This window comes from Streptomyces sp. NPDC001514, from assembly GCF_053597075.1.
Map to the genome: position 1 here is coordinate 39,298 of NZ_JBSFHO010000008.1, position 19,902 is coordinate 59,199.

The 19,902-nt window shown below is 69.7% G+C and carries 17 protein-coding genes, 1 tRNA gene and 1 pseudogene; 7 read left to right on the top strand and 12 right to left on the bottom strand.

Annotated features, from left to right (window positions below; all coding sequences use genetic code 11):
• Nucleotide 1: 1 nt before the first annotated feature.
• Nucleotides 2–442: pseudogene (locus tag ACWCXB_RS11250) on the top strand (tyrosine-type recombinase/integrase); the annotation flags it as partial.
• A 68-nt stretch (nt 443–510) separates the two neighbouring features.
• Here the strand turns inward: ACWCXB_RS11250 and ACWCXB_RS11255 are convergent.
• A tRNA-Val gene (locus ACWCXB_RS11255) sits at nt 511–585 on the bottom strand.
• Between the two features lie 263 nt (nt 586–848).
• On the opposite strand from ACWCXB_RS11255, the gene ACWCXB_RS11260 reads away from it, so the two are divergent.
• The 3 genes from ACWCXB_RS11260 to ACWCXB_RS11270 all read left to right on the top strand — a co-directional run bounded on the left by ACWCXB_RS11260 (nt 849) and on the right by ACWCXB_RS11270 (nt 3,226).
• Nucleotides 849–2,240, top strand: a complete 1,392-nt coding sequence (locus ACWCXB_RS11260) for a hypothetical protein (RefSeq protein ID WP_450721435.1) — start codon at nt 849–851, stop codon at nt 2,238–2,240.
• Nucleotides 2,241–2,431: 191 nt separating this feature from the next.
• On the top strand, nt 2,432–3,001 hold the full coding sequence (locus tag ACWCXB_RS11265; RefSeq protein WP_450721437.1) for a DUF4383 domain-containing protein: 570 nt from the start codon (nt 2,432–2,434) through the stop codon (nt 2,999–3,001).
• 9 nt (nt 3,002–3,010) lie between these two features.
• Entirely contained in the window at nt 3,011–3,226 is a 216-nt protein-coding gene (locus tag ACWCXB_RS11270; RefSeq protein WP_450721439.1) for an FmdB family zinc ribbon protein, read from the top strand.
• Nucleotides 3,227–3,252: 26 nt separating this feature from the next.
• Here ACWCXB_RS11270 and ACWCXB_RS11275 read toward each other — a convergent pair whose 3' ends face one another.
• Genes ACWCXB_RS11275 through ACWCXB_RS11285 form a run of 3 tightly spaced genes read right to left on the bottom strand, consistent with a single transcriptional unit; the run spans nt 3,253 to nt 7,906 of the window.
• Entirely contained in the window at nt 3,253–4,179 is a 927-nt protein-coding gene (locus ACWCXB_RS11275; RefSeq protein ID WP_450721441.1) for an HAD family hydrolase, read from the bottom strand.
• On the bottom strand, nt 4,176–6,704 hold the full coding sequence (locus ACWCXB_RS11280) for a phosphoribosyltransferase (RefSeq protein ID WP_450721443.1): 2,529 nt from the start codon (nt 6,702–6,704) through the stop codon (nt 4,176–4,178). Before ACWCXB_RS11280 ends, ACWCXB_RS11275 begins: the two co-directional genes overlap by 4 nt.
• A 38-nt stretch (nt 6,705–6,742) precedes the next feature.
• On the bottom strand, nt 6,743–7,906 hold the full coding sequence (locus tag ACWCXB_RS11285; RefSeq protein ID WP_450721445.1) for an HpcH/HpaI aldolase/citrate lyase family protein: 1,164 nt from the start codon (nt 7,904–7,906) through the stop codon (nt 6,743–6,745).
• A gap of 210 nt (nt 7,907–8,116) precedes the next feature.
• On the opposite strand from ACWCXB_RS11285, the gene ACWCXB_RS11290 reads away from it, so the two are divergent.
• Nucleotides 8,117–8,998 carry a TerD family protein gene (locus ACWCXB_RS11290; RefSeq protein WP_450721447.1) on the top strand — a complete coding sequence of 294 codons (882 nt, stop codon included), beginning with the start codon at nt 8,117–8,119 and terminating at the stop codon, nt 8,996–8,998.
• Between the two features lie 81 nt (nt 8,999–9,079).
• Here ACWCXB_RS11290 and ACWCXB_RS11295 read toward each other — a convergent pair whose 3' ends face one another.
• The 6 genes from ACWCXB_RS11295 to ACWCXB_RS11320 all read right to left on the bottom strand — a co-directional run bounded on the left by ACWCXB_RS11295 (nt 9,080) and on the right by ACWCXB_RS11320 (nt 13,680).
• The gene (locus tag ACWCXB_RS11295) at nt 9,080–9,820 is read right to left on the bottom strand and encodes a TerD family protein (protein ID WP_450721449.1); all 741 of its coding nucleotides are present in this window, start codon (nt 9,818–9,820) and stop codon (nt 9,080–9,082) included.
• Between the two features lie 248 nt (nt 9,821–10,068).
• Nucleotides 10,069–11,193, bottom strand: a complete 1,125-nt coding sequence (locus ACWCXB_RS11300; protein WP_450721451.1) for a DUF475 domain-containing protein — start codon at nt 11,191–11,193, stop codon at nt 10,069–10,071.
• 63 nt (nt 11,194–11,256) lie between these two features.
• A complete protein-coding gene (locus ACWCXB_RS11305; RefSeq protein WP_450721453.1) occupies nt 11,257–11,832 on the bottom strand; it encodes a TerD family protein in 576 nt (191 codons plus the stop codon).
• Nucleotides 11,833–11,962: 130 nt separating this feature from the next.
• Nucleotides 11,963–12,538 (bottom strand): TerD family protein, encoded by a 576-nt coding sequence (locus ACWCXB_RS11310; RefSeq protein ID WP_450721455.1) that lies wholly within the window; start codon nt 12,536–12,538, stop codon nt 11,963–11,965.
• Between the two features lie 140 nt (nt 12,539–12,678).
• Nucleotides 12,679–13,137 (bottom strand): peroxiredoxin, encoded by a 459-nt coding sequence (locus tag ACWCXB_RS11315; RefSeq protein ID WP_450721457.1) that lies wholly within the window; start codon nt 13,135–13,137, stop codon nt 12,679–12,681.
• A gap of 105 nt (nt 13,138–13,242) precedes the next feature.
• On the bottom strand, nt 13,243–13,680 hold the full coding sequence (locus tag ACWCXB_RS11320; RefSeq protein ID WP_450721459.1) for a DUF3052 domain-containing protein: 438 nt from the start codon (nt 13,678–13,680) through the stop codon (nt 13,243–13,245).
• 362 nt (nt 13,681–14,042) lie between these two features.
• Here ACWCXB_RS11320 and aceE point away from each other — a divergent pair, with 362 nt between their 5' ends.
• Together aceE and ACWCXB_RS11330 are read left to right on the top strand one after the other, a co-directional pair.
• Nucleotides 14,043–16,790 carry a pyruvate dehydrogenase (acetyl-transferring), homodimeric type gene (aceE, locus tag ACWCXB_RS11325; RefSeq protein WP_450721461.1) on the top strand — a complete coding sequence of 916 codons (2,748 nt, stop codon included), beginning with the start codon at nt 14,043–14,045 and terminating at the stop codon, nt 16,788–16,790.
• Nucleotides 16,791–16,841: 51 nt separating this feature from the next.
• Entirely contained in the window at nt 16,842–17,654 is an 813-nt protein-coding gene (locus ACWCXB_RS11330; protein ID WP_450721463.1) for a potassium channel family protein, read from the top strand.
• Here ACWCXB_RS11330 and ACWCXB_RS11335 read toward each other — a convergent pair.
• Complete coding sequence (locus tag ACWCXB_RS11335; RefSeq protein ID WP_450721465.1) at nt 17,635–18,000, bottom strand: peptidase inhibitor family I36 protein; 366 nt, start codon at nt 17,998–18,000, stop codon at nt 17,635–17,637. The two genes, ACWCXB_RS11330 and ACWCXB_RS11335, sit on opposite strands and share 20 nt — an antisense overlap.
• 204 nt (nt 18,001–18,204) lie before the next feature.
• On the bottom strand, nt 18,205–19,809 hold the full coding sequence (locus tag ACWCXB_RS11340; RefSeq protein ID WP_450721467.1) for an MFS transporter: 1,605 nt from the start codon (nt 19,807–19,809) through the stop codon (nt 18,205–18,207).
• Nucleotides 19,810–19,902: the final 93 nt, after the last annotated feature.

The window sequence follows — 19,902 nt, forward strand, 5'->3', positions numbered from 1 at the left end:
CGGGGAGGTGTACGAGGACGATCCCAAGGGGCGCCGCCGCAAGCAGACACTTCCCCTGCCCGCCATCTGCATCGCTCCCCTGCGGTGGCAGCGCCTCAAGCAGGCCGCGATGCGCGAGCGTGCCGGGGAGAAGTGGGAGGACACCGGGTACGTCTTCACCACTCGGACGGGACAGCCGATCGAGCCCCGCAACCTCTACCGCTCGTTCACCCGCGTCGCGAAGAACGCCGGTCTCCGAGTCATCCGGCTCCACGATGCCCGACACGGCACGGCGACTCTCCTCACCGCCGCCGGCGTCCCGCCCCGGGTCGTGATGGAGATCCTCGGCCACAGCCAGATCGCTGTCACGATGAACGTGTACACCCACGTCGTACAGGACACCCAGCGTGAAGCGGTCGGCCATATGGACCGGCTGCTCAGGACCCGGCGCGACCGCTCCTGATCGTCCCCGTTGATGTCAGAAGTGGATGTCAAAGGCCCCTCGCCATGATCGGCGAGGGGCCTTTGTGCTGGTGGGCGCGGACGGTTTCGAACCGCCGACATCTGCTTTGTAAGAGCAGCGCTCTACCCCTGAGCTACGCACCCGGAATGAGGCAACAGCGTACATGGACCACCGGTGGGTGCCGCAAACCAGATCATGTCGGGGTCGGGTAGGAACCGGGGTGAGCCCTGGGGCCGTGGGGCCGTGGCGGGCGGACGACGAGGCGGTGGCGCTCGGCTTCGCCGTCGGACCGGATCAGCGACAGCGCGGAGAGGTTGTCGTACGAGCGAACTAACGGGCCCGTGTGTTCGTCCTTACCAGGTGGGAGAATGAACCGGGCAGGGCGGACACGGCACGGGAGAGGGATGTGACGGCGACACACGCGCGGCCGCACACAGGAGTGAAAGCGAAAGCGGGTGTCGCGCGGGGTCTGCGGGATCTTGTCGCCGTGGTCCTGCTGCCGCTGCCCTTGGTCGCCGTCGCGCTGCCGGGGGCCTTCGCAAGCGGGGGCAGCGGGGGGACACGCCGCTGGTTCGGCGGGGGGCGCGGGGAGAGTCAGCGGGCGGATGCGCAGGCCGCGAAGGACGCGGCCGCCGCGGCTTTCTACGAGCTCGACACGGCCCAGCGCGATCTGCGGATCTCGATCGAGACGATCACGGCCGTGGACAGTTCGCCGGGCGCGCGCCGGGCGGTGGAGGAGTTCGCCGCGCTGGGGCGGCGGATCGACGAGGTCAGCCACGGCTACATCACGGCGGTCGACGCGCACGACCTCGACCGGGACGGGCTCGACGCGTCGGTCGCGGCGCGGGCGCGTACGGAGCTGACGAAGGCGAAGGACGAGCTCGTACGGGTCAAGGGCGAGCTCGACCGGTTCGCGCAGGGGCTCGGGCCGCTGCTCGACAAGGCGGAGACCCAGCTGGCCCGGCTCGCGCCGGCGGTGGAGCGCGCGCGACAGGCGCTCATTGCCGCGAGCAATGCTCTCGATTCGGTGCGGGGCTCCGGACTGCGAGCAGACGATCTGGCCGCCCGCCTCGCCGCCCTCGCCCCCGAGCTGACGAGGCTCAACGAGGGCGCCGGCCGGCACGGCGTTGCGGACACGCTGCAGCGTGCCGACCGGGTCGTACGGGAAGCCGAAGCCGTACGGACCGAGGCCGAGCGGCTCCCCGAGCGTGCCGCCGAGATCGACAAGCGGCTCGTGTCGCTGCGCACCCGCGCCCAGGCCCTGACCACTCGTGCGGGCGGCGTCGAGCCCGTCCTCAGCGAGCTGCGCCGCCGCTTCACCGCCGCCTGCTGGCAGGATCTGCAGCCCGTCCCCGCGCAGGCCGCCGAGAACGTCCGCCGGGCCGAGGAGAAGCTCAAGGAGGCGGCGAAGGCGCGCGACGAGCAGCGCTGGCCGGACGCGACCGCCCTGCTCGGCACGGTCCGGGCGCTGCTGAACAGCACGGACGAGGCCGTCTCGGCCGCCGGCGACCGGCTGCGCCGTCTCGACGCCGTCGCGAAGGACCCGGAGCAGGAGATCCAGCGCACCCGGTTCGCCATCCGCGACGCCCAGCGTCTGGCCATGGCGGGCCGCAACACCCCGGACCCGCGCCACGCCCGGCCCCTGGACGACTCCGTCGCCCGGCTGGAGCGTGCCGTGGCCGGGCTCGAGGGCCGCCACCCCGACTACTGGCACTTCCTGACGGAGACGGAAGCGGTACGGCAGGCCGTGGCGCGCGTCGTCGAGCAGATCCGCGAGGAGCGCGGCGCACACGCTTGACGCAGGCGCCTGACTGCACGCGTGACCCAGGCGGCCGGCGCAGACGGCCGACGCAGACGGCCGACGCAGGCGGCCGGCACGACGGCCGGCGCAGGCGGCGGCACGACGGACGGCACGACGGCCGAGGATTTGTCGGGTCGTCGGCGCGGGCGGATGCTGGTGGATGTACGTACGCCTGTAAGGAGGCCACCGTGGCATCCACTCATGTACGCCAGACCGCGCACCACAAGAGCGGCATCCACGTCGTACTGGACGAGCATCTGCCCGTCGACCACCGCCTCAACCAGGTCTACCGCGTCGGCGCCGGGCTCATGGGGCTGGTCCTGCTCGCCTTCGGGATCCTCGGCCTGACCCACAACCTCGGGTTCTTCGACACCGGCAACAACACCGTCGGGGGCCTCAACACCAACGGCGCGCTGAGTGTGCTGTCCATCTGCGTCGGACTGCTGCTCTTCGTCGGCATGGTCATCGGGGGCAACTTCGCCTCCACCCTGAACATGGTTCTCGGCATCCTCTTCATCCTCAACGGCTTCATCGGCCTCGGCATGCTGGAGACGGAGTACAACTTCCTCAACTTCCGGATCCAGAACGTCCTCTTCAGCTTCGTCGTCGGGATCATGCTGATGTGGTTCGGGATGTACGGGCGCGTCGGCAGCGCCCTCCCCCACGACAATCCGTACTACAGGGCACGCCATCCCGAAGCGGCGGCCGGTGGGGCAACCGGTGAGGCAACCGGTGGGGCACGCGCCCGCCAGGGTTAATCTGTGCGCATGCCCCGTTACGAGTACCGCTGCCGCACCTGCGACGACACGTTCGAGGTGAGCCGGCCCATGGCCGAGTCCTCCGCCCCCGCCGCCTGCCCTGTCGGCCACGAGGACACCGTGAAGCTGCTGTCCGCCGTCGCCGTCGGCGGTACGCGTACGCAGTCGGCACCGGCACCTGCCGCGAGCGGCGGCGGGTGCTGCGGGGGCGGCTGCTGCGGCTAGGTCCCGTCGAACCTCGGCTCAGCTGCTCAGCGCGTCGCCGCCGTGTCTGCCGCGTCCGTCGTGTGCGGGGCCGGGGACGGGGCCGGGGACGGGGCCGGCAGCGGGACCGTCGGTGTCGTCGGCGCCGGCGCAGTCGTCACCGCCGTCGTGGTCGCCGTCGTCGCAAAGCGCCGCAGGATCTCCTCGCCGGCCGCGACCCCCCGCTCCGGGAGCACGGTGACATGCGGGGCGGACCAGCCCGTATCGGCCAGTTCGCCGTGGCCCGGGCGCCAGGCGTGGTCCGCGGTCAGCAGCAGGTCGGCGTCGAGGAGCGAGTCGCCCGCCGCGAGGACGCGTTCGGCGCCCGTGCGCCGGACGACCTCGTGGACCGCCGCGCTCTTGGTGAGCGGCTTCGGCACCACGTAGATCTTGCGGCCCTGCAGGGAGACGGTCCACCCCCTGGGCTCGGCCCATGCGGCCAGTTCCTCCGTCCAGCCCTCCGGCAGCAGCGAGCGCTCGACGACCAGATACACGAACAGGTCCTCGGCGACCCGCTCCTTGAGCAGCCACGCCGGGTCGGCCGCCGCGAGCATATGGGTGCGCACCTCGGCGAGCGAGGCACACTCGGCCAGGAGCCGGGCAGCCACCATCCGCCGCCAGCCGCGGTCGGTTTCGCCGTCGACCAGCAGATGCCCGCCGTTCGCGCAGATCGCGAACGCCGGTGTGGGGCCCGGCAGATTGATCCTGCGGTACTGCTTGCGCGTTCGCGTCGTGGTCGGGACGAAGACGGCGTCACGGGCCAGCTCAGCGAGGAGCCCGGCGGCAGTCTCGGTCATGTAGGACAGCGGCCTGCTCTCGTGCACCTCGACGCAGAGCAGCCGGGGCGCCTCGGCGTCGGGCACCGTCAACTGCAGTGCGGCCGCCGAGTAGATGAGCGTACGGTCGAGATCGCTGGCGATGAGGGAGAGGGTCACTGGCCCGCCACCGCCCTGCCGTCGGCGCCGGTCGCGCCGCGCGTGTACTGGGGGTGGATCAGCCCGACGCAGGTGTACGGAAGGTCGTCGACCTCCTCGACCGGTACGCCGCGCTGCCCTGCCAGCAGCCTTACGTGGTCGAGGTCGGCGCCCGCGCCCCGCTTGGCCAGGATCTTCCAGGGGACGCGGCGCAGCAGGACCCGGGTGGTCTCGCCGACGCCCGGCTTGACGAGGTTGACGTCGTGGATGCCGTACTCCTCGCTGATCCGCTCCACCGCGGCCCAGCCGGCCCATGTGGGCGCCCGGTCCGCCGACAGCAGCTCCTTGACCTCGGTGTCCACGGCGTCGGCGACCTCGTCGAAGCGGGCCTCGACGGTGTCCAGGAAGTGGCCGGAGACATCGGCGCCGGCGAGCTCGCGGTAGTACTTCGCGCCGTGGAAGTCGTCAGGGCCGACCAGGTCGGAGCGCAGCACCGTACGGGAGATCAGCCCGGAGACGGTGGAGTTGAGGCATGCGGACGGGATGAGGAAGTCCTCTCGGGTGCCGTACGTACGAACGCAGCCGCCCGGGTCGGCGAGGACCGCGATCTCGGGGTCGAAGCCGTCGAACTCGCCGAGCGCGGCGGCCAGTTCGCGGGTGATGGCGCCCTTTCCCGTCCAGCCGTCGACGAACACGACGTCGGCCGGGTCGTGGTGCGCGGCGAGCCAGCGCAGCGCGTTCGCGTCGATGCCGCGGCCGCGGACGATCGACACGGCGTAGTGCGGGAGGTCCAGGCCGCGGCGGTGCCGGGCCCAGCGCCGCATCAGCACGCCGACCGGCGTGCCGGCGCGGGCGAGTGAGACGAGGACGGGGCGCGCGGCCCGCTCGGCGAGCACGGTCTCGGTGACGGTGCCGACCGCGCGGGCGATGCGGGCGGCGGAGGTGTCGAGCGCGGCGCGGAACAGCTCCTGGTACTGGGCGCTCGGCTGGTACTCGACGGGCAGCGACTCGGCGTAGTGCGCGCCACCGCTCTGTATCGCCTCCTCGCGCTCCTCCGTGGGCGCTTCGAGCTCGACGTCCGAGAGGTCCTGGAGCAGCCAGCCGACCTCGTCCGGGGCGTAGGAGGAGAAGGCGGGTCCGCGGAGCGGATCGGGCAGCATGGGTTCCCTTCCGGGAGTCTCAGGAGCAGGGACGTATCCGGGAGTTTCAGGGGCGGGGACGTAGCTTTGAGTTTCAGGGGCCGGGACGTAGCTGGGGACGACGGCGAGCACGACGTGCGGTATGTGCTCGGCGAGCTGCGCCAGCAGCCCGTCGGGGGCGTGCAGTGCCTCGGTGTCGGCGGTGGAGTCGACGACGGCGACGACCGCGTCGAAGCCGCCGTCGGCCACGTTGTACGCGTACCGCTCGCCGGGCCCGTCGGCCGGGTCGTCGTGGGCCGGGAAGACCAGCCTGGTCCGTATCGCGTAGCCGGGGTCGTCCACGGCGAGGACGGGCGACCGGGTGGTCGTCGAGTACCGGACCTCGCTCGCACCCAGGGCCTCCAGCGCGTGGGCGAGCCGCAGGGGCGCGTACATCAGTTCCTCGCAGCCGAGCACGAGGATCCGTTCCGCGGGACCGGTCGCCTCGGCGATCCGGGCCGCCATCGCCGGCAGCTCGGCCTCGAGCGCGATGCGGTCGGCGGGGGTGAACCCGTGCCGTCCGCCGTCGGGGACACCGGCGGGCCAGCCGAGCTCCACGCGGACAGCCGAGCGCGCACCCGACGCCACGCCCGACGGCGCGCCGACGGCCATGCCCTCGTGCTCCGCCACCAGCGCCTGGCCCTTCTCCAGCACCCCCTCCGGGAGCCGTACCGTCCCCCCGGCCGTCGCCACCAGGTCGATCCGGGCGCCGATCTCCTTCGCGAAGTCCTCCAGGCGGCCTGCGTCGGCCGCCGAGCGCATGTCGACGAGGGCGACGACCACGTACCGCTCGCGGGGGTGGCGCTCGTGCAGGTCGCGGATCGTGTTCAGCACCGTGTTGCCCGTGGAGAACTCGTCGTCGACCAGCACCAAGGGGCCGGCTCCGGCCAGCAGCTTGGGGTCCTCCGGGAGCAGCAGATGGGAGGTGGCGTGCGAGTGCGACTCCTCGAAGCCGCCGGCCGGGGCGACGCCGTCGACGGGGCGGCGCGTGGAGTGGAGGTAGGGTGCGAGCCCGAGTCCGTCGGCGACCGAGTGTCCGAGGCCGGTCGCCGTCTCCGCGTAGCCGAGGACCACCGAGCGCGCGGCCTCCTCGTCGCCCAGCAGCTCGCGCACCCGCACACCGAGTGCGAACCCGTGTTCGTACACGGCAGCCGGGCTCTGCGGCACATGCTTGCCGAGCACATGCGACACCAGCAGATGCGCCCGCTTGGGGTTGCGCCGCAGGGCCAGGCCCAGCAGGTCCTTCAGCGCGTCGTCGCCGACGAGCTCGACTCCCAGCCGCTGGGCGACCCAGCTACCCGACCACACCACTGGCGTTCCGCTCTCCTTCGTCCTTGTCGTCTCTGCCGCGTTCGTCGTCTTCGCCATCAGCTTCGTCGTCCTGGCCGTTCTCGTCGTCCCCGGCATCAGCCGGCGAGCCCGGCGGTGAGCAGTTCCACGAATCCGACGTCCTCGCGTGCGACGCCGAACACCTCGGCGCGCTGGAGCGTGCGCTCCGCCCAGGCTCGGTGCGGCTTCACTTCGTTCATCTTGTTCGTGTACGCCGACCGCATCACTCCGCCACCTCCCCGCTCCGGGCGAAGGATGTCCTGCGCGTCGCTGAACTCCTCATGACTGACGACCGACAGCGCGTGCACGGGCAGCACATGGGAGGGGTGGATGCAGGTCTTGCCGAGCAGACCGTTGGCCCGGTCCAGCTCGATCTCCCGCAGCAGCCCGTCGAGGTCGTGCTCGATCAGTGCGGTACGCAGCTTCTCGGCCCGCACCTCGAGGAAGGGGCTGCGGCGGAGCTGGGGCTTGAACATGCGCTCCTGGAGCCTGAAGTACTCCCACACCGGGCCGGTGATGGTGAACCCGGTCCCGTCGGAGCGGCCGAGCACATTGACGACGTCGGCGATGACATTGGCGACGATCTGGACATCGTACGCCGTCATGTCGGGCGAACGGCGCAGTCCGTACGCCGAGCAGAAGTCGGTGACACCGAGCCGCAGCGCGAGCACCCGCTCCCGGTACTCGCCGACCGTCCGGGCGATCCCCTTCAGGGTCTCGGCCCTGGTCTCGAGATGGAGCAGCTCGGGGGACTCGAGCACCGGCATGGCGTACAACCGGCTGCCGCTCTCGGTCTCGGCCGCGGTGAGGGCCTCCAGGAAGGCTCCGCCGCGCTCCTGCGTGAACTTCGGCAGTACGAATCCGGACAGCAGCCGGACCGTTTCGCCAAGGCGCCGCACGAGGTCCGGAATCTGGCTCGCCCTACGGACCCGGATGAAGAGCAGCGGCACATCGGCGCCGCGCACGCCGAGGTCGGCGAACTGGCGGACCAGGTTCTCCTCGGCGTCCTGGACCTCGGCGTCATCGATGGAATCCTCCAGGCAGAGCACCATGGAGACCACCCCGCGAGCTGCCTGCTTCAGGATGTCGTCCGCGAGCCGGGGCCGCGTCGCGGGGCTGTAGAGCGTGGCCCCGAGGGCGGCCGAGAGCATGCGTGCGGGGGAGCCGGCATCGAACTCGCACGGCTCCTTGTGGAACAGTTCCTTACGTGCAGTGGCCGGGATATGCCCGAAATGACGCATGTAGATCCCCCGTACTGCCGTCGCGGCCCTGTTTTTGAGGTGGCCGGTAATAGTACGTAGGTGCAGGTGTCATGAGTTCCCCAAGCGCATGAAATCCAGGTAACTCGTCCGGTTTCCGGCCCCCGACTCAGGCTGCCCGCGTCCGGGCAGGTGCATGCCCTCCCTCCCCCGCGTTGTCCGCGCGGGGGACGGGAAGGCAGGATGACGGGCATGACGCATGCGATGCTGAAGGGCTCCAACGTTCCGCTCGGAGCGACGGCGATACGGGCCGTACTGCGCTGGTCTCCCGGTCCCGGGGTCCCGGACGTGGACGCCTCCGCCCTGCTGCTGGGGACCGACGGCCGTGTGCGTTCCGACGAGGACTTCGTCTTCTACAACCAGCCCCGCCACCCCTCCGGGCTGGTGCGGCTGCTGCCGAAGAAGCGCGAGGCCGAGGGGCTCACCGACACCGTCCAGGCGGACGTCGGATCGCTCGACCCGTCGGTCGACCAGGTGGTGCTCGCGGCGTCCTCCGACGGCGGCAGCTTCGCCGCCGTACGGGACCTGCGGATCATGCTGTACGACGCCGGGGCGGCGGACGGCGAGCCGCTGGCCGTGTTCGACGTACGGCCGGAGACCGGCGAGGAGACCGCGATCATCTGCGGTGAGCTGTACCGGCGCGGGGACGGCTGGAAGTTCCGGGCGGTGGGGCAGGGCTACCCGACCGGGCTGATCGGCCTGGCCACGGCGTTCGGCATCTCGGTGGACGAGACCGAGCCCGAGGCGCAGCCGGAGCCGTCCGTACCGTCACAGCCGCAGCCGCAGACACAGGCCGCCACGTCGCAGGCCCCGTCGCCGACCCAGCCGCAGCAGCCCGAGGCGCAGGTGCCCGCACCCACGTTCCCCGCGCCCACGTCCCCCGCGTACGGCTACCCGCAGCAGACCACGCCCCAGCCCGCACCGCAGCCTGCGTACGGCTACCCCCAGCCGGCCTCACCGCAGCCCTCGGCACAGCCCGCGTACGGCTATCCGCAGCCCGCCGCCGCTGCCGCCCCGGCGCCCGACCCGAATTTCCGGCTGCCTCCGATGGGCCCCCAGTTCGTCCGCCAGTGACCAGCGGCAGGCGTGGCAACGGAAAACAGGCGTGGCAACGGAAAAGGGGAGGCGTAGGACGGGGCGGAGGGGGACGGCGGCTCAGGCCTTGGTCTTGTAGCCGCGGCCCCACTGCAGTCCCCAGCCGTACAGGCGATCCAGTTCCGCCTGGAAGCCGTACACGAACTTCACCTCGCGGCGCACGACCAGCTCACCCTTGACGTTCTCCACGGTGAACACGGCGCACGAGCGGGCCTGTGGGGCGCGCTCGTCCAGCTCGATCTCCACGCGCGGCCCGTTGCTCGGGTACAGCGTGACCTTCGCGTGCGTACGGTCGAAGGCCGGCGTGCTGTCGTAGATGTAGACGAAGAACAGCAGCCGCTTGATCGAGTCGCGGTGGTCGAGATTGACGAACAACGTCTCGCCGGAAGGCGCGCCGAAGCGGTCGTCGCCGCTGAGCCTGACGTACGGCGGCTCGTTGAGGCTGCCGAAGAAACTGCCGAGCGGCTGCACCACGCCCTTGCTGCCGTCCATCAGCTCGTAGAGGCAGCCGAGGTCGAGGTCCACGTTGACGACGCCCTGAGTGTGCGCCTGGACGACCTCGGGCTTGAAGAGCTTGGAGGGGTTCCGCAGCAGCCGGCCGCTCTGCTTGGAGCGGCCCTCGATGTCGGAGGTCCGCATCCGCCACGACAGATTGACCCGGAGGTTGCCGGTGGCGGCGCCCTGCTTGGTGAGCGACACCTGGGGGTGCCGCCTCGTCAGCTGAATCGAGTTGGTCGAGGCGCTGCCCGAGTCGAACTGCGCCACTCCCCTGCCACGCCACCAACCGTCCCAGAAGGCCATGTCCCCACCCACCCCTGACTGCGCCCGGCCGGTTCTTTCCCCGGCCGGTCCCGATGCCTCGCGCGGCCCTGAAGGCCCGAAGCCCTCGAAGACCCCGATGTCCCCGGAGGCCCCGGAGACCCCGATGCCCCTGAAGGCCCTGAAGGCCCTGAACCGAAGTCCCGGAACACCGCGCGGGGCGGCCCGGAGGCCGGTGTGCCTCCTGGCCGCCCCGCTGAGAGCGTTCCTCAAACCCTGCGGCGTCACACTTACTCTGCCGCGAGCGCCTTCTCCTCGGTCTCCTCCGCCGCGAGGCGCCTGTTGCGCATCACGGAGGAGGTGAAGGACCAGGCGATCAGCACGACACCGACGAGACCGGTGATGATCTCGCTGATCTGGTGCTCGATGGTGACGAGCAGGATGACGGCGAGCGCACCGATCGCGTAGTGCGCGCCGTGCTCCAGGTAGACGTAGTCGTCGAGGGTGCCCTGGCGGACCAGGTAGACCGTGAGCGACCGGACGTACATGGCGCCGATGCCGAGGCCGAGCGCCATCCAGAAGATGTGGTTGGTGATCGCGAAGGCACCGATGACTCCGTCGAAGGAGAACGACGCGTCCAGCACCTCCAGGTACAGGAACAGGAAGAACGCGGCCTTCCCGGCCAGGCCCACCGCCGAGACCTGCTTGCCCTCGGCCTTGGCCTTCTCCTCCTCCTCGTGCTCGCGCTCCTCCTCTTCCTCGAGCTTGTCCTCGAAGTAGCCGGAGAGACCGCCGACGATCAGATACGTGATCAGACCGGCGACGCCGGCGAGCAGCACGGTGGCGGACTTGTCCGCGTAGCCGGAGCTGGTGTGGGCGTGGGTCGCGAAGGTCATCGCGCTGACCAGGAGGGCGATCAGGGCGATGCAGACCGACAGCATGTCGACCTTGCCGAGCTTGGCGAGCGGGCGCTCCAGCCAGGCGAGCCACTTGATGTCACGGTCCTCGAAGATGAAGTCGAGGAAGATCATCAGCAGGAACATGCCACCGAAGGCCGCGATGGCCGGGTGGGCGTCGGTGACCAGCGCCTCGTACTGCTCGGGCTCGTCCAGCGCGAGCTGGACGGCCTCGATGGGCCCGACCTTGGCGCTGATGGCGACGATGGCGACGGGGAAGACCAGCCGCATACCGAATACCGCGATGAGCACGCCGACCGTGAGGAAGATCTTCTGCCAGTAGGCATTCATCTTCTTCAGGATTCCGGCGTTGACGACCGCGTTGTCGAACGACAGCGAGATCTCGAGGATCGACAGGATCAGGACGATCCCGAACGCCTCCCACCCCCACTGCCAGGCGGCGAATGCAAGGCCGATCGCTGTAATGGCGAACGACCAGCCGAATGTTCTCAGGACCACTGCCTATCCCATCGGTTGTACGGGCCCCGTTGGTAACGGGTCTCCCCCGTGCCGCACGCGGCTTTACGAAACGTTGACCCCGAAGTCTAGAGCGATGCCCCGGAGCCCCGACGCGTACCCCTGTCCCACCGCCCGGAACTTCCACTCGCCCCCGTAGCGGTAGAGCTCGCCGAAGATCATCGCGGTCTCGGTGGACGCGTCCTCGCTCAGGTCGTAGCGCGCGAGCTCCTGGCCGTCCGCCTGGTTCACGACCCGGATGAACGCGTTGCTGACCTGGCCGAAGGTCTGGCCGCGGTTGTCGGCCTCGTGGATCGAGACCGGAAAGATGATCTTGTCGCAGTGTGCCGGCACCGCGGAGAGGTCCACGATCAGCGACTCGTCGTCCCCTTCGCCCTCACCCGTGAGGTTGTCGCCGGTGTGTGTGACCGAACCGTCCGGGCTCGTCAGGTTGTTGTAGAAGACGAACCATTCGTCACCGAGCACGCTCCCCGACTGGCAGAGCAGCGCGCTGGCGTCGAGGTCGAAGGGCGCTCCGGTGGTGGAGCGCGCGTCCCAGCCGAGGCCCACGAGGACCTGGGTGAGGTTCGGTGCGGCCTTGGAGAGGGAGACATTGCCTCCCTTGGCGAGCGTGACGCCCATGACGGTGGGTCCTCCCCTGTTATGTACGGAACTACAGGCGCGTCCGGCGCCGCACGGATGGTGTGCGGCGCCGGCTGCATTCCCCGGGGGACCGGCCCGGACCCCCAGCAGACAGGAATGTGCGACTGGCTCAGACGTTGACGCCGAAGTCCTGCGCGATGCCGCGCAGACCCGATGCGTAGCCCTGGCCGATGGCGCGGAACTTCCACTCCGCCCCGTTGCGGTACAGCTCGCCGAAGACCATGGCGGTCTCGGTGGAGGCGTCCTCGCTGAGGTCGTAGCGGGCGAGCTCCTCGCCGTTGGCCTGGTTCACGACGCGGATGAACGCGTTGCGCACCTGGCCGAAGGACTGCTGGCGGGTCTCGGCGTCGTAGATGGAGACCGGGAACACGATCTTCTGAACGTCGGCCGGGACGCCGGCCAGGTTCACCTTGATCTGCTCGTCGTCGCCCTCGCCCTCACCGGTGATGTTGTCACCGGTGTGCTCGACCGAGCCGTCGGGGCTCTTGAGGTTGTTGAAGAAGACGAAGTTCCCGTCGATGGCGACCTTGCCCTCGGCGTTCGTCAGCAGGGCGCTGGCGTCGAGGTCGAAGTCGGTACCGGTGGTCGTACGGACGTCCCAGCCGAGACCGACGGTGACCGCGGTCAGGTTGGGGGCGGCCTTGGTCAGCGAGACGTTGCCGCCCTTGCTGAGGCTGACTCCCACGAGTCCTCCCAAGTGGTGTTCAGGGGCAGCGCCCCCGTCGTGCGTTGGCATCGGATCAACGTCTGGATCCTAGTGACCGGTTCCCGGGCGAAACAGGCTTTCTGCCGGGGGTCTGTGGGTTGCCCCCCAGAAATATCCGGTCAGAGGGTGTCGAGCGCCTTGATGTAGTCGTTCAGGTCGCGGGCGTCCGGCAGGGCGTTGACGACGCTCCAGCGCACCACGCCTTCCTTGTCGATGATGAAGGTGCCGCGCACGGCGCAGCCCTTGTCCTCGGCGAAGACGCCGTACGCCCGCGAGGTCTCGCCGTGCGGCCAGAAGTCCGACAGCAGGGGGTACTCGAGGCCCTCCTGCTCGGCGAAGACCCGCAGGGTGTGGATGGAGTCGTTGGAGACGGCGAGCAGCTGCGTGTCGTCGTTGACGAACTTCGGCAGCTCGTCGCGGAGGGCGCAGAGCTCTCCGGTGCACACACCGGTGAAGGCGAACGGGTAGAAGAGGAGCACGACGTTCTTCTCGCCGCGGAATTCGGAGAGCGTCACCGTCCGCCCGTGGTTGTCCTTCAGCTGGAAGTCCGGGGCCTTGGTGCCGACCTCGATCGCCATGTCCATTCCATCCCTTCACGGATCCGGGTCCTGACCGTCGGCCCCAACCCTACGCACAGGGCCCCCGCCGACGGTGGTCGGCGGGGGCCCCGGGACAGCTGGTGCTCAGCGCTTGGACTTCGCCGCCTTGGGCGTGACCAGCCTGCTGCCGGTCCAGTCCTTGCCGGCGTTGATGCTCTTGGTCTGCGAGAGGCCCGCGGTCTGGGCGGCCTCATTGATGTCGCTGGGCTCGACATAGCCGTCACGGCCGGTCTTCGGCGTCATCAGCCAGACCGTTCCGCCGTCATCGACCAGTCCGATGGCGTCCACCAGTGCGTCCGTAAGGTCGCCGTCCTCGTCACGGAACCAGAGCAGGACGACGTCCGCCACGTCGTCGTAGTCCTCGTCGACGATCTCCTGGCCGGTGACGGCCTCGATAGCCTCACGGAGCTCCAGCTCGACGTCTTCGTCGTAGCCGATCTCCTGGACCACCTGTCCGGGCTCGAACCCCAGCCTTGCAGCCGGGTTGGTCCGCTCCTCCGCGTGGTCCGCGGTCGCGCTCACGGCTTGCCTCCTGATCTTGTTTCGGAAAATGCTTCAGCCGCGCGCGTACGCGAGGCGTTGGCCGTAGTCCACACGGGCGGGACGGATCGCGCAAGTACCCGGCCGCCGAGACCGCCGAAACGGTGACGTTTACGGCCGTCCCGCCCTCATCTCCAGGGAGTCCTGCGTCCGGGGCGGCGAAACGCCCCACCCTCTTCGCCACCTTTGTACGCTTCGGTGGCGCCGGTCCGCCAATCGAGGGCGGTTGGTTACCCATCGGTAGAGATGACGTAATTGCTCCCGGGGTACACGATGGGGAACGGCGCAATCACCGAGAACTTCACCGAGAACCCCACCCCGCAACCGAGCAGCGAAGGAACAGCGTGGCTTCCGGATCCGATCGCACCCCGATCATCATTGGCGGCCTGCCGAGCCAGGTCCCGGATTTCGATCCGGAGGAGACCCGGGAGTGGCTCGACTCCCTCGACGCCGCCGTCGACGAGCGCGGCCGTGAGCGAGCCCGCTACCTCATGCTGCGCCTGATCGAGCGCGCCCGCGAGAAGCGCGTGGCCGTGCCCGAGATGCGCAGCACGGACTACGTGAACACGATCGCGACCAAGGACGAGCCGTTCTTCCCCGGCAACGAGGAGATCGAGCGCAAGATCCTCAACGCGACCCGCTGGAACGCCGCGGTGATGGTGTCCCGCGCCCAGCGCCCCGGCATCGGCGTCGGCGGCCACATCGCCACCTTCGCCTCCTCCGCGTCGCTCTACGACGTGGGCTTCAACCACTTCTTCCGGGGCAAGGACGAGGGCGACGGCGGCGACCAGATCTTCTTCCAGGGCCATGCCTCGCCCGGTGTCTACGCCCGCGCGTTCCTGCTGGACCGGCTGAGCGAGACCCAGCTCGACGCGTTCCGCCAGGAGAAGTCGAAGTACCCGAACGGACTGTCGTCGTACCCCCACCCGCGGCTCATGCCGGGCTTCTGGGAGTTCCCGACCGTGTCGATGGGGCTCGGCCCGATCGGCGCGATCTACCAGGCGCGGATGAACCGCTACATGGAGGCGCGCGGGATCGCCGACACCTCCAAGTCGCACGTGTGGGCGTTCCTCGGCGACGGCGAGATGGACGAGCCCGAGTCGCTCGGCCAGCTGTCCATCGCCGCCCGTGAGGGCCTGGACAATCTGACCTTCGTGGTCAACTGCAATCTGCAGCGCCTGGACGGCCCGGTGCGCGGCAACGGCAAGATCATCCAGGAGCTGGAGTCGATCTTCCGCGGCGCCGGCTGGAACGTCATCAAGCTGATCTGGGACCGCACCTGGGACCCGCTGCTCGCGCAGGACCGCGACGGCATCCTGGTCAACAAGCTGAACACGACGCCGGACGGCCAGTTCCAGACGTACGCCACGGAGACCGGTGCGTACATCCGTCAGCACTTCTTCGGCGAGGACCACCGGCTGCGCGCCATGGTCGAGAACATGACGGACGACCAGATCCTGCATCTGGGCCGCGGCGGCCACGACCACAAGAAGATCTTCGCGGCCTACTCGGCGGCCCGCGCCCACAAGGGCCAGCCGACCGTGATCCTCGCCCAGACGGTCAAGGGCTGGACGCTCGGCCCGAACTTCGAGGGCCGCAACGCGACCCACCAGATGAAGAAGCTGACGGTCGACGACCTCAAGGGCTTCCGCGACCGGCTGCACCTCCCGATCAGCGACAAGGAGCTGGAGTCCGGCCTGCCGCCGTACTACCACCCGGGCCGCGAGTCGGAGGAGATCCAGTACATGCACGACCGCCGCAAGTCGCTGGGCGGGTACGTCCCGACCCGGGTCGTGCGGTCGCAGCCGCTCGTCCTGCCGGACGAGAAGACGTACGCAGCCGTGAAGAAGGGCTCCGGACAGCAGTCGATCGCCACCACCATGGCGTTTGTGCGACTGCTGAAGGACCTCATGCGGGACAAGGAGATCGGGCGGCGGTTCGTGCTGATCGCGCCCGACGAGTACCGCACCTTCGGCATGGACTCGTTCTTCCCGAGCGCGAAGATCTACAACCCGCTGGGCCAGCAGTACGAGGCAGTGGACCGCGAACTGCTCCTCGCGTACAAGGAGTCCCCGACGGGCCAGATGCTGCACGACGGCATCTCGGAGGCGGGCTGCACGGCCTCGCTGATCGCCGCCGGCTCTGCGTACGCGACGCACGGCGAGCCGCTGATCCCGGTGTACGTCTTCTACTCGATGTTCGGGTTCCAGCGGACCGGCGACCAGTTCTGGCAGATGGCAGACCAGCTCGCCCGCGGATTCGTCCTGGGTGCGACCGCGGGGCGTACGACCCTGACCGGTGAGGGTCTGCAGCATGCGGACGGCCACTCCCAGCTGCTGGCCTCCACGAACCCGGGCTGTGTCGCGTACGACCCGGCCTTCGGCTTCGAGATCGCGCACATCGTCAAGGACGGTCTGCGGCGGATGTACGGCTCCGACGCCGAGCACCCGCACGGCGAGGACGTCTTCTACTACCTGACCGTCTACAACGAGCCGATCCAGCACCCCGCGGAGCCGGCGAACGTGGACGTGGAGGGCATCCTCAAGGGCATCCACCGCTTCAAGGCGGGCGAGGCGGGCGGGATTCCGGCGCAGATCATCGCGTCCGGTGTCGCGGTGCCGTGGGCGGTCGAGGCGCAGCGGATCCTCGCCGAGGAGTGGAACGTACGCGCCGACGTGTGGTCGGCGACGTCCTGGAACGAGCTGCGGCGCGACGCCGTGGCGGTGGAGGAGCACAACCTGCTCCACCCGGAGGAGGACCAGCGCGTCCCGTACGTGACGCAGAAGCTCGGCGGCGCGGAGGGCCCGTTCGTGGCCGTCTCCGACTGGATGCGGTCGGTGCCGGACCAGATCTCCCGCTGGGTACCGGGGCGTTACACCTCGCTGGGCGCCGACGGCTTCGGCTTCGCGGACACGCGGGGCGCGGCCCGCCGGTACTTCCACATCGACGCCCAGTCGATCGTCCTCGCGGTGCTCACCGAGCTGGCGAGGGACGGCAAGGTGGACCGCTCGGTGCTGAAGCAGGCCGTGGACCGCTACCAGCTGCTCGACGTGGCGGCGGCGGAGCCGGGCGCTGCGGGCGGCGACGCGTAGTTCTCGTGTGGGGGGACGAGGTCCCCCCACACCCCCCTTTACGATGCGCCCATGAAGGATCGAACGGCGCAGATGCGCTGGGAAGCGCGTACCCAGGGGCCGCTGCTGGGGCTCGCCATCGCGTTCGGCGTCGCCTATGCCGTGCCGATCGTGGCGCCGGACGCCCAGCGCTGGATGCATCAGCTCTGCATGCTCGTGGAGTGGGTGGTGTGGGGCGCGTTCGCCTGCGACTACGTCGTACGGCTGGCGCTGGCGCCGTACAAGCGGCTGTTCATCCGCAGCCACCCACTGGATCTGCTGGCGGTGCTGCTCCCGCTGGTGCAGCCGCTGCGGCTGCTGCGGGTGGTCTCGACACTGATGCTCGTGGGCCGGCGTGCCCGGATGGCCCCGCAGGTCACGCTGACCACCTATGTGGCGGGAGCGGTGGTCGGACTGATGATGTTCGGCTCGCTGGCGGTGCTGCACGTCGAACGGGACGCCCCGGGCGGGAACATCAAGACGCTGGGTGACGCGGTGTGGTGGTCGTTCACGACGATGACGACCGTCGGGTACGGGGACCACGCGCCGACCACCGGGCTCGGACGGGTGCTCGCGGTCGGGCTGATGCTCTCCGGTATCGCGCTGCTCGGTGTGGTGACCGCGAACATCGCGGCCTGGTTCATCTCCCGCTTCGAGCGGGACGATGCCGAGGAGCGCCGGCAGACGGCGCTCCTCGAGGCCCTGACCAGGGAGGTCAGGGAGCTGCGGGCGGAGGTGGCGCGGCTGTCGGGGGCGCCGGTGACCCCGGTGGCCCCCTCGGCCCCGGTGGCCTCGGCAGTCACGCCCGAGATGCCGGCGCAGGCTCCTAGTTCTCCCACACCTTGAACGCCCGCACCTTGTACGGGGACTGCGGCACCCAGGTGCCGCCGCCCGGGTACGTCTCGAACTCACCGGTCTCCGCGCACTCCGCCGACTGGTAGGTGGTGACGGGGCGTCCGGTGCGGTTGGCGAGGGCCTGGGCGGTGGTGCCGGCGGGGAGCGGTACGCAGGAGTCGATGTCGAGCCCGGACAGCTCATGGACGTAACGGGTCCCCTTGAAGTCCGGCTTCTGCCAGAGGCACAGCTCCCCGGGGCCGCAGGCGCCGAGCGCGGGCCCGGTCGCGGCGGAGGCGGCAGCGGGCAGGAGTGCCGTGGTCAGGGCAAGGGTGGCGGTGAGGACGGTCGTACGCATGGTGGATCAACCCCCGTGTCGTTGTGGATCACTTGGCCGCAGCCTGACCGGTACGGAGGTGGGGGCGGAAGACCCGCCGGGGCGGATCACCCTGATAGGCGACAGCCCCGCCGGAACCGTCCGGCGGGGCTGTCGTTCGTCGGAAGTTGACGTCGGGCGCCGACGTCAGAGGTCGGCGTCAGATGGGGGCGTCAGAGATCGGCGTCAGATGTGGGCCGCGCCCGTACCCGCCTCCGCGTTCTCACCGCGCTTGGTGAAGAGGGCGACCCCGGCGGCGACCACCGCGACGATGCCGGCGACCGTGAAGGCCATGTGCATCCCCGACATGAAGGTGTCCTGAGCGACGCCGGTGATCTGCTCCACGACCGGCTTCGGGGTCTGCGGGGTGACCGGGGCGATACCGACCTCGACCGCCTCCTTCGCCATGCCCAGCTGCTCGGGTGTGAGCGGCGGGAGCTTCGCGTCCGCCCAGTTCCCGGCGAGGTCCGAGCTGACCTTGGCCGACATGACCGCTCCCAGCACCGCCGTACCCAGGCTGCCGCCGACCTGCATGGCGGCCTGCTGCAGGCCACCGGCCACACCGGACAGCTCCAGCGGCGAGTTGCCCACGATGACCTCGGTGGCGCCGACCATGACCGGGGCCAGGCCGAGGCCGAGGAGGGCCAGCCAGACGGACATCGGCAGCGTGCCGGTGTCCGTCGAAAGAGTGGTCATCCCGAACATCGCGACCGCCGTGCACACCATGCCGCCGACCAGCGGGATGCGCGGGCCGAACTTGGTGATGAGCGCTCCGGCGAGCGGCGACGAGACGATCATCATCGCGGTGAGCGGCAGCAGGTGCAGACCGCTGTCGACGGCGCTCATGCCGTGCACGTTCGCCAGATAGAAGGTGACGAAGAACAGGCCGCCCATGAAGGCGAAGGCCATCAGCACCATCAGCACCGTGCCCGCCGAGACCGGGACGGAGCGGAAGAGCCGCAGCGGGATGAGCGGCTCCTTGACCTTGCTCTCCCAGAGGGCGAACAGCACGAACAAAACCAGTGCCCCGGCCAGCCACCCCAGGGTGTTCGCCGAGCCCCAGCCCCACTCGCCGGCCTTGATCAGCGGCCAGATGAGGGCGAACATCGCGCCGGACAGCAGCACGATGCCGGGGATGTCGAAGGACCTCGGCGCGTTCTCGGCGCGGTGGTCCTTGAGGATGACCAGTCCGAGGACCAGCGCGACGACGCCGACCGGCACATTGATGAAGAAGACGGACTGCCAGCTGACGTGCTCGACAAGCACACCGCCGAGGATCGGGCCGCCGGCCGTCGACGCGCCGATGACCATGCCCCAGATGCCGATCGCCATGTTCAGCTTCTCGGCGGGGAAGGTGGCGCGCAGCAGGCCGAGCGCGGCCGGCATCAGCAGGGCGCCGAAGAGACCCTGGAGCACGCGGAAGGCGATCACGAGGGCGATGGAGTCGGAGAGGCCGATGGCCCCGGAGGCGGCGGCGAAGCCCGCGACGCCGATCAGGAAGGTCTGGCGGTGGCCGAAGCGGTCACCGAGCTTGCCGGCGGTGATCAGCGCGACGGCGAGCGCCAGCAGATAACCGTTGGTGATCCACTGGACGTCCGCGAGCGAGGCGCCCAGGTCCCTCTGGATGGCGGGGTTGGCGATCGCGACGATCGTGCCGTCGAGCGCGACCATCATCACGCCGATGGCCACGGAGAAGAGCGTCAGCCAGGGGTGGCCGCGGAGCCCCTTGGCCGGCGCCGGTACGGGAGGATGGTCCGCCGGCGCCTTGTCGACGGTGGTCTGACTAGTCATGCGATCGAGGCTAGTGTCAGTCACTGACAGTTGACAAAGTAATTCATGAGTCGGTAACTGTCATGTAGCTCACAGGTACGCTGAGCTGGGAAA

Bases quoted from the DNA above. Each gene is read 5' to 3' on its own strand.
- ACWCXB_RS11340 (WP_450721467.1), bottom strand. From the start codon at position 19,809: ATGACTAGTCAGACCACCGTCGACAAGGCGCCGGCGGACCATCCTCCC.
- ACWCXB_RS11295 (WP_450721449.1), bottom strand. From the start codon at position 9,820: ATGGCCTTCTGGGACGGTTGGTGGCGTGGCAGGGGAGTGGCGCAGTTC.
- ACWCXB_RS11280 (WP_450721443.1), bottom strand. From the start codon at position 6,704: ATGGCGAAGACGACGAACGCGGCAGAGACGACAAGGACGAAGGAGAGC.
- ACWCXB_RS11335 (WP_450721465.1), bottom strand. From the start codon at position 18,000: ATGCGTACGACCGTCCTCACCGCCACCCTTGCCCTGACCACGGCACTC.
- ACWCXB_RS11270 (WP_450721439.1), top strand. From the start codon at position 3,011: ATGCCCCGTTACGAGTACCGCTGCCGCACCTGCGACGACACGTTCGAG.
- ACWCXB_RS11330 (WP_450721463.1), top strand. From the start codon at position 16,842: ATGAAGGATCGAACGGCGCAGATGCGCTGGGAAGCGCGTACCCAGGGG.
- ACWCXB_RS11305 (WP_450721453.1), bottom strand. From the start codon at position 11,832: ATGGGCGTCACGCTCGCCAAGGGAGGCAATGTCTCCCTCTCCAAGGCC.
- ACWCXB_RS11290 (WP_450721447.1), top strand. From the start codon at position 8,117: ATGACGCATGCGATGCTGAAGGGCTCCAACGTTCCGCTCGGAGCGACG.
- ACWCXB_RS11285 (WP_450721445.1), bottom strand. From the start codon at position 7,906: ATGCGTCATTTCGGGCATATCCCGGCCACTGCACGTAAGGAACTGTTC.
- ACWCXB_RS11315 (WP_450721457.1), bottom strand. From the start codon at position 13,137: ATGGCGATCGAGGTCGGCACCAAGGCCCCGGACTTCCAGCTGAAGGAC.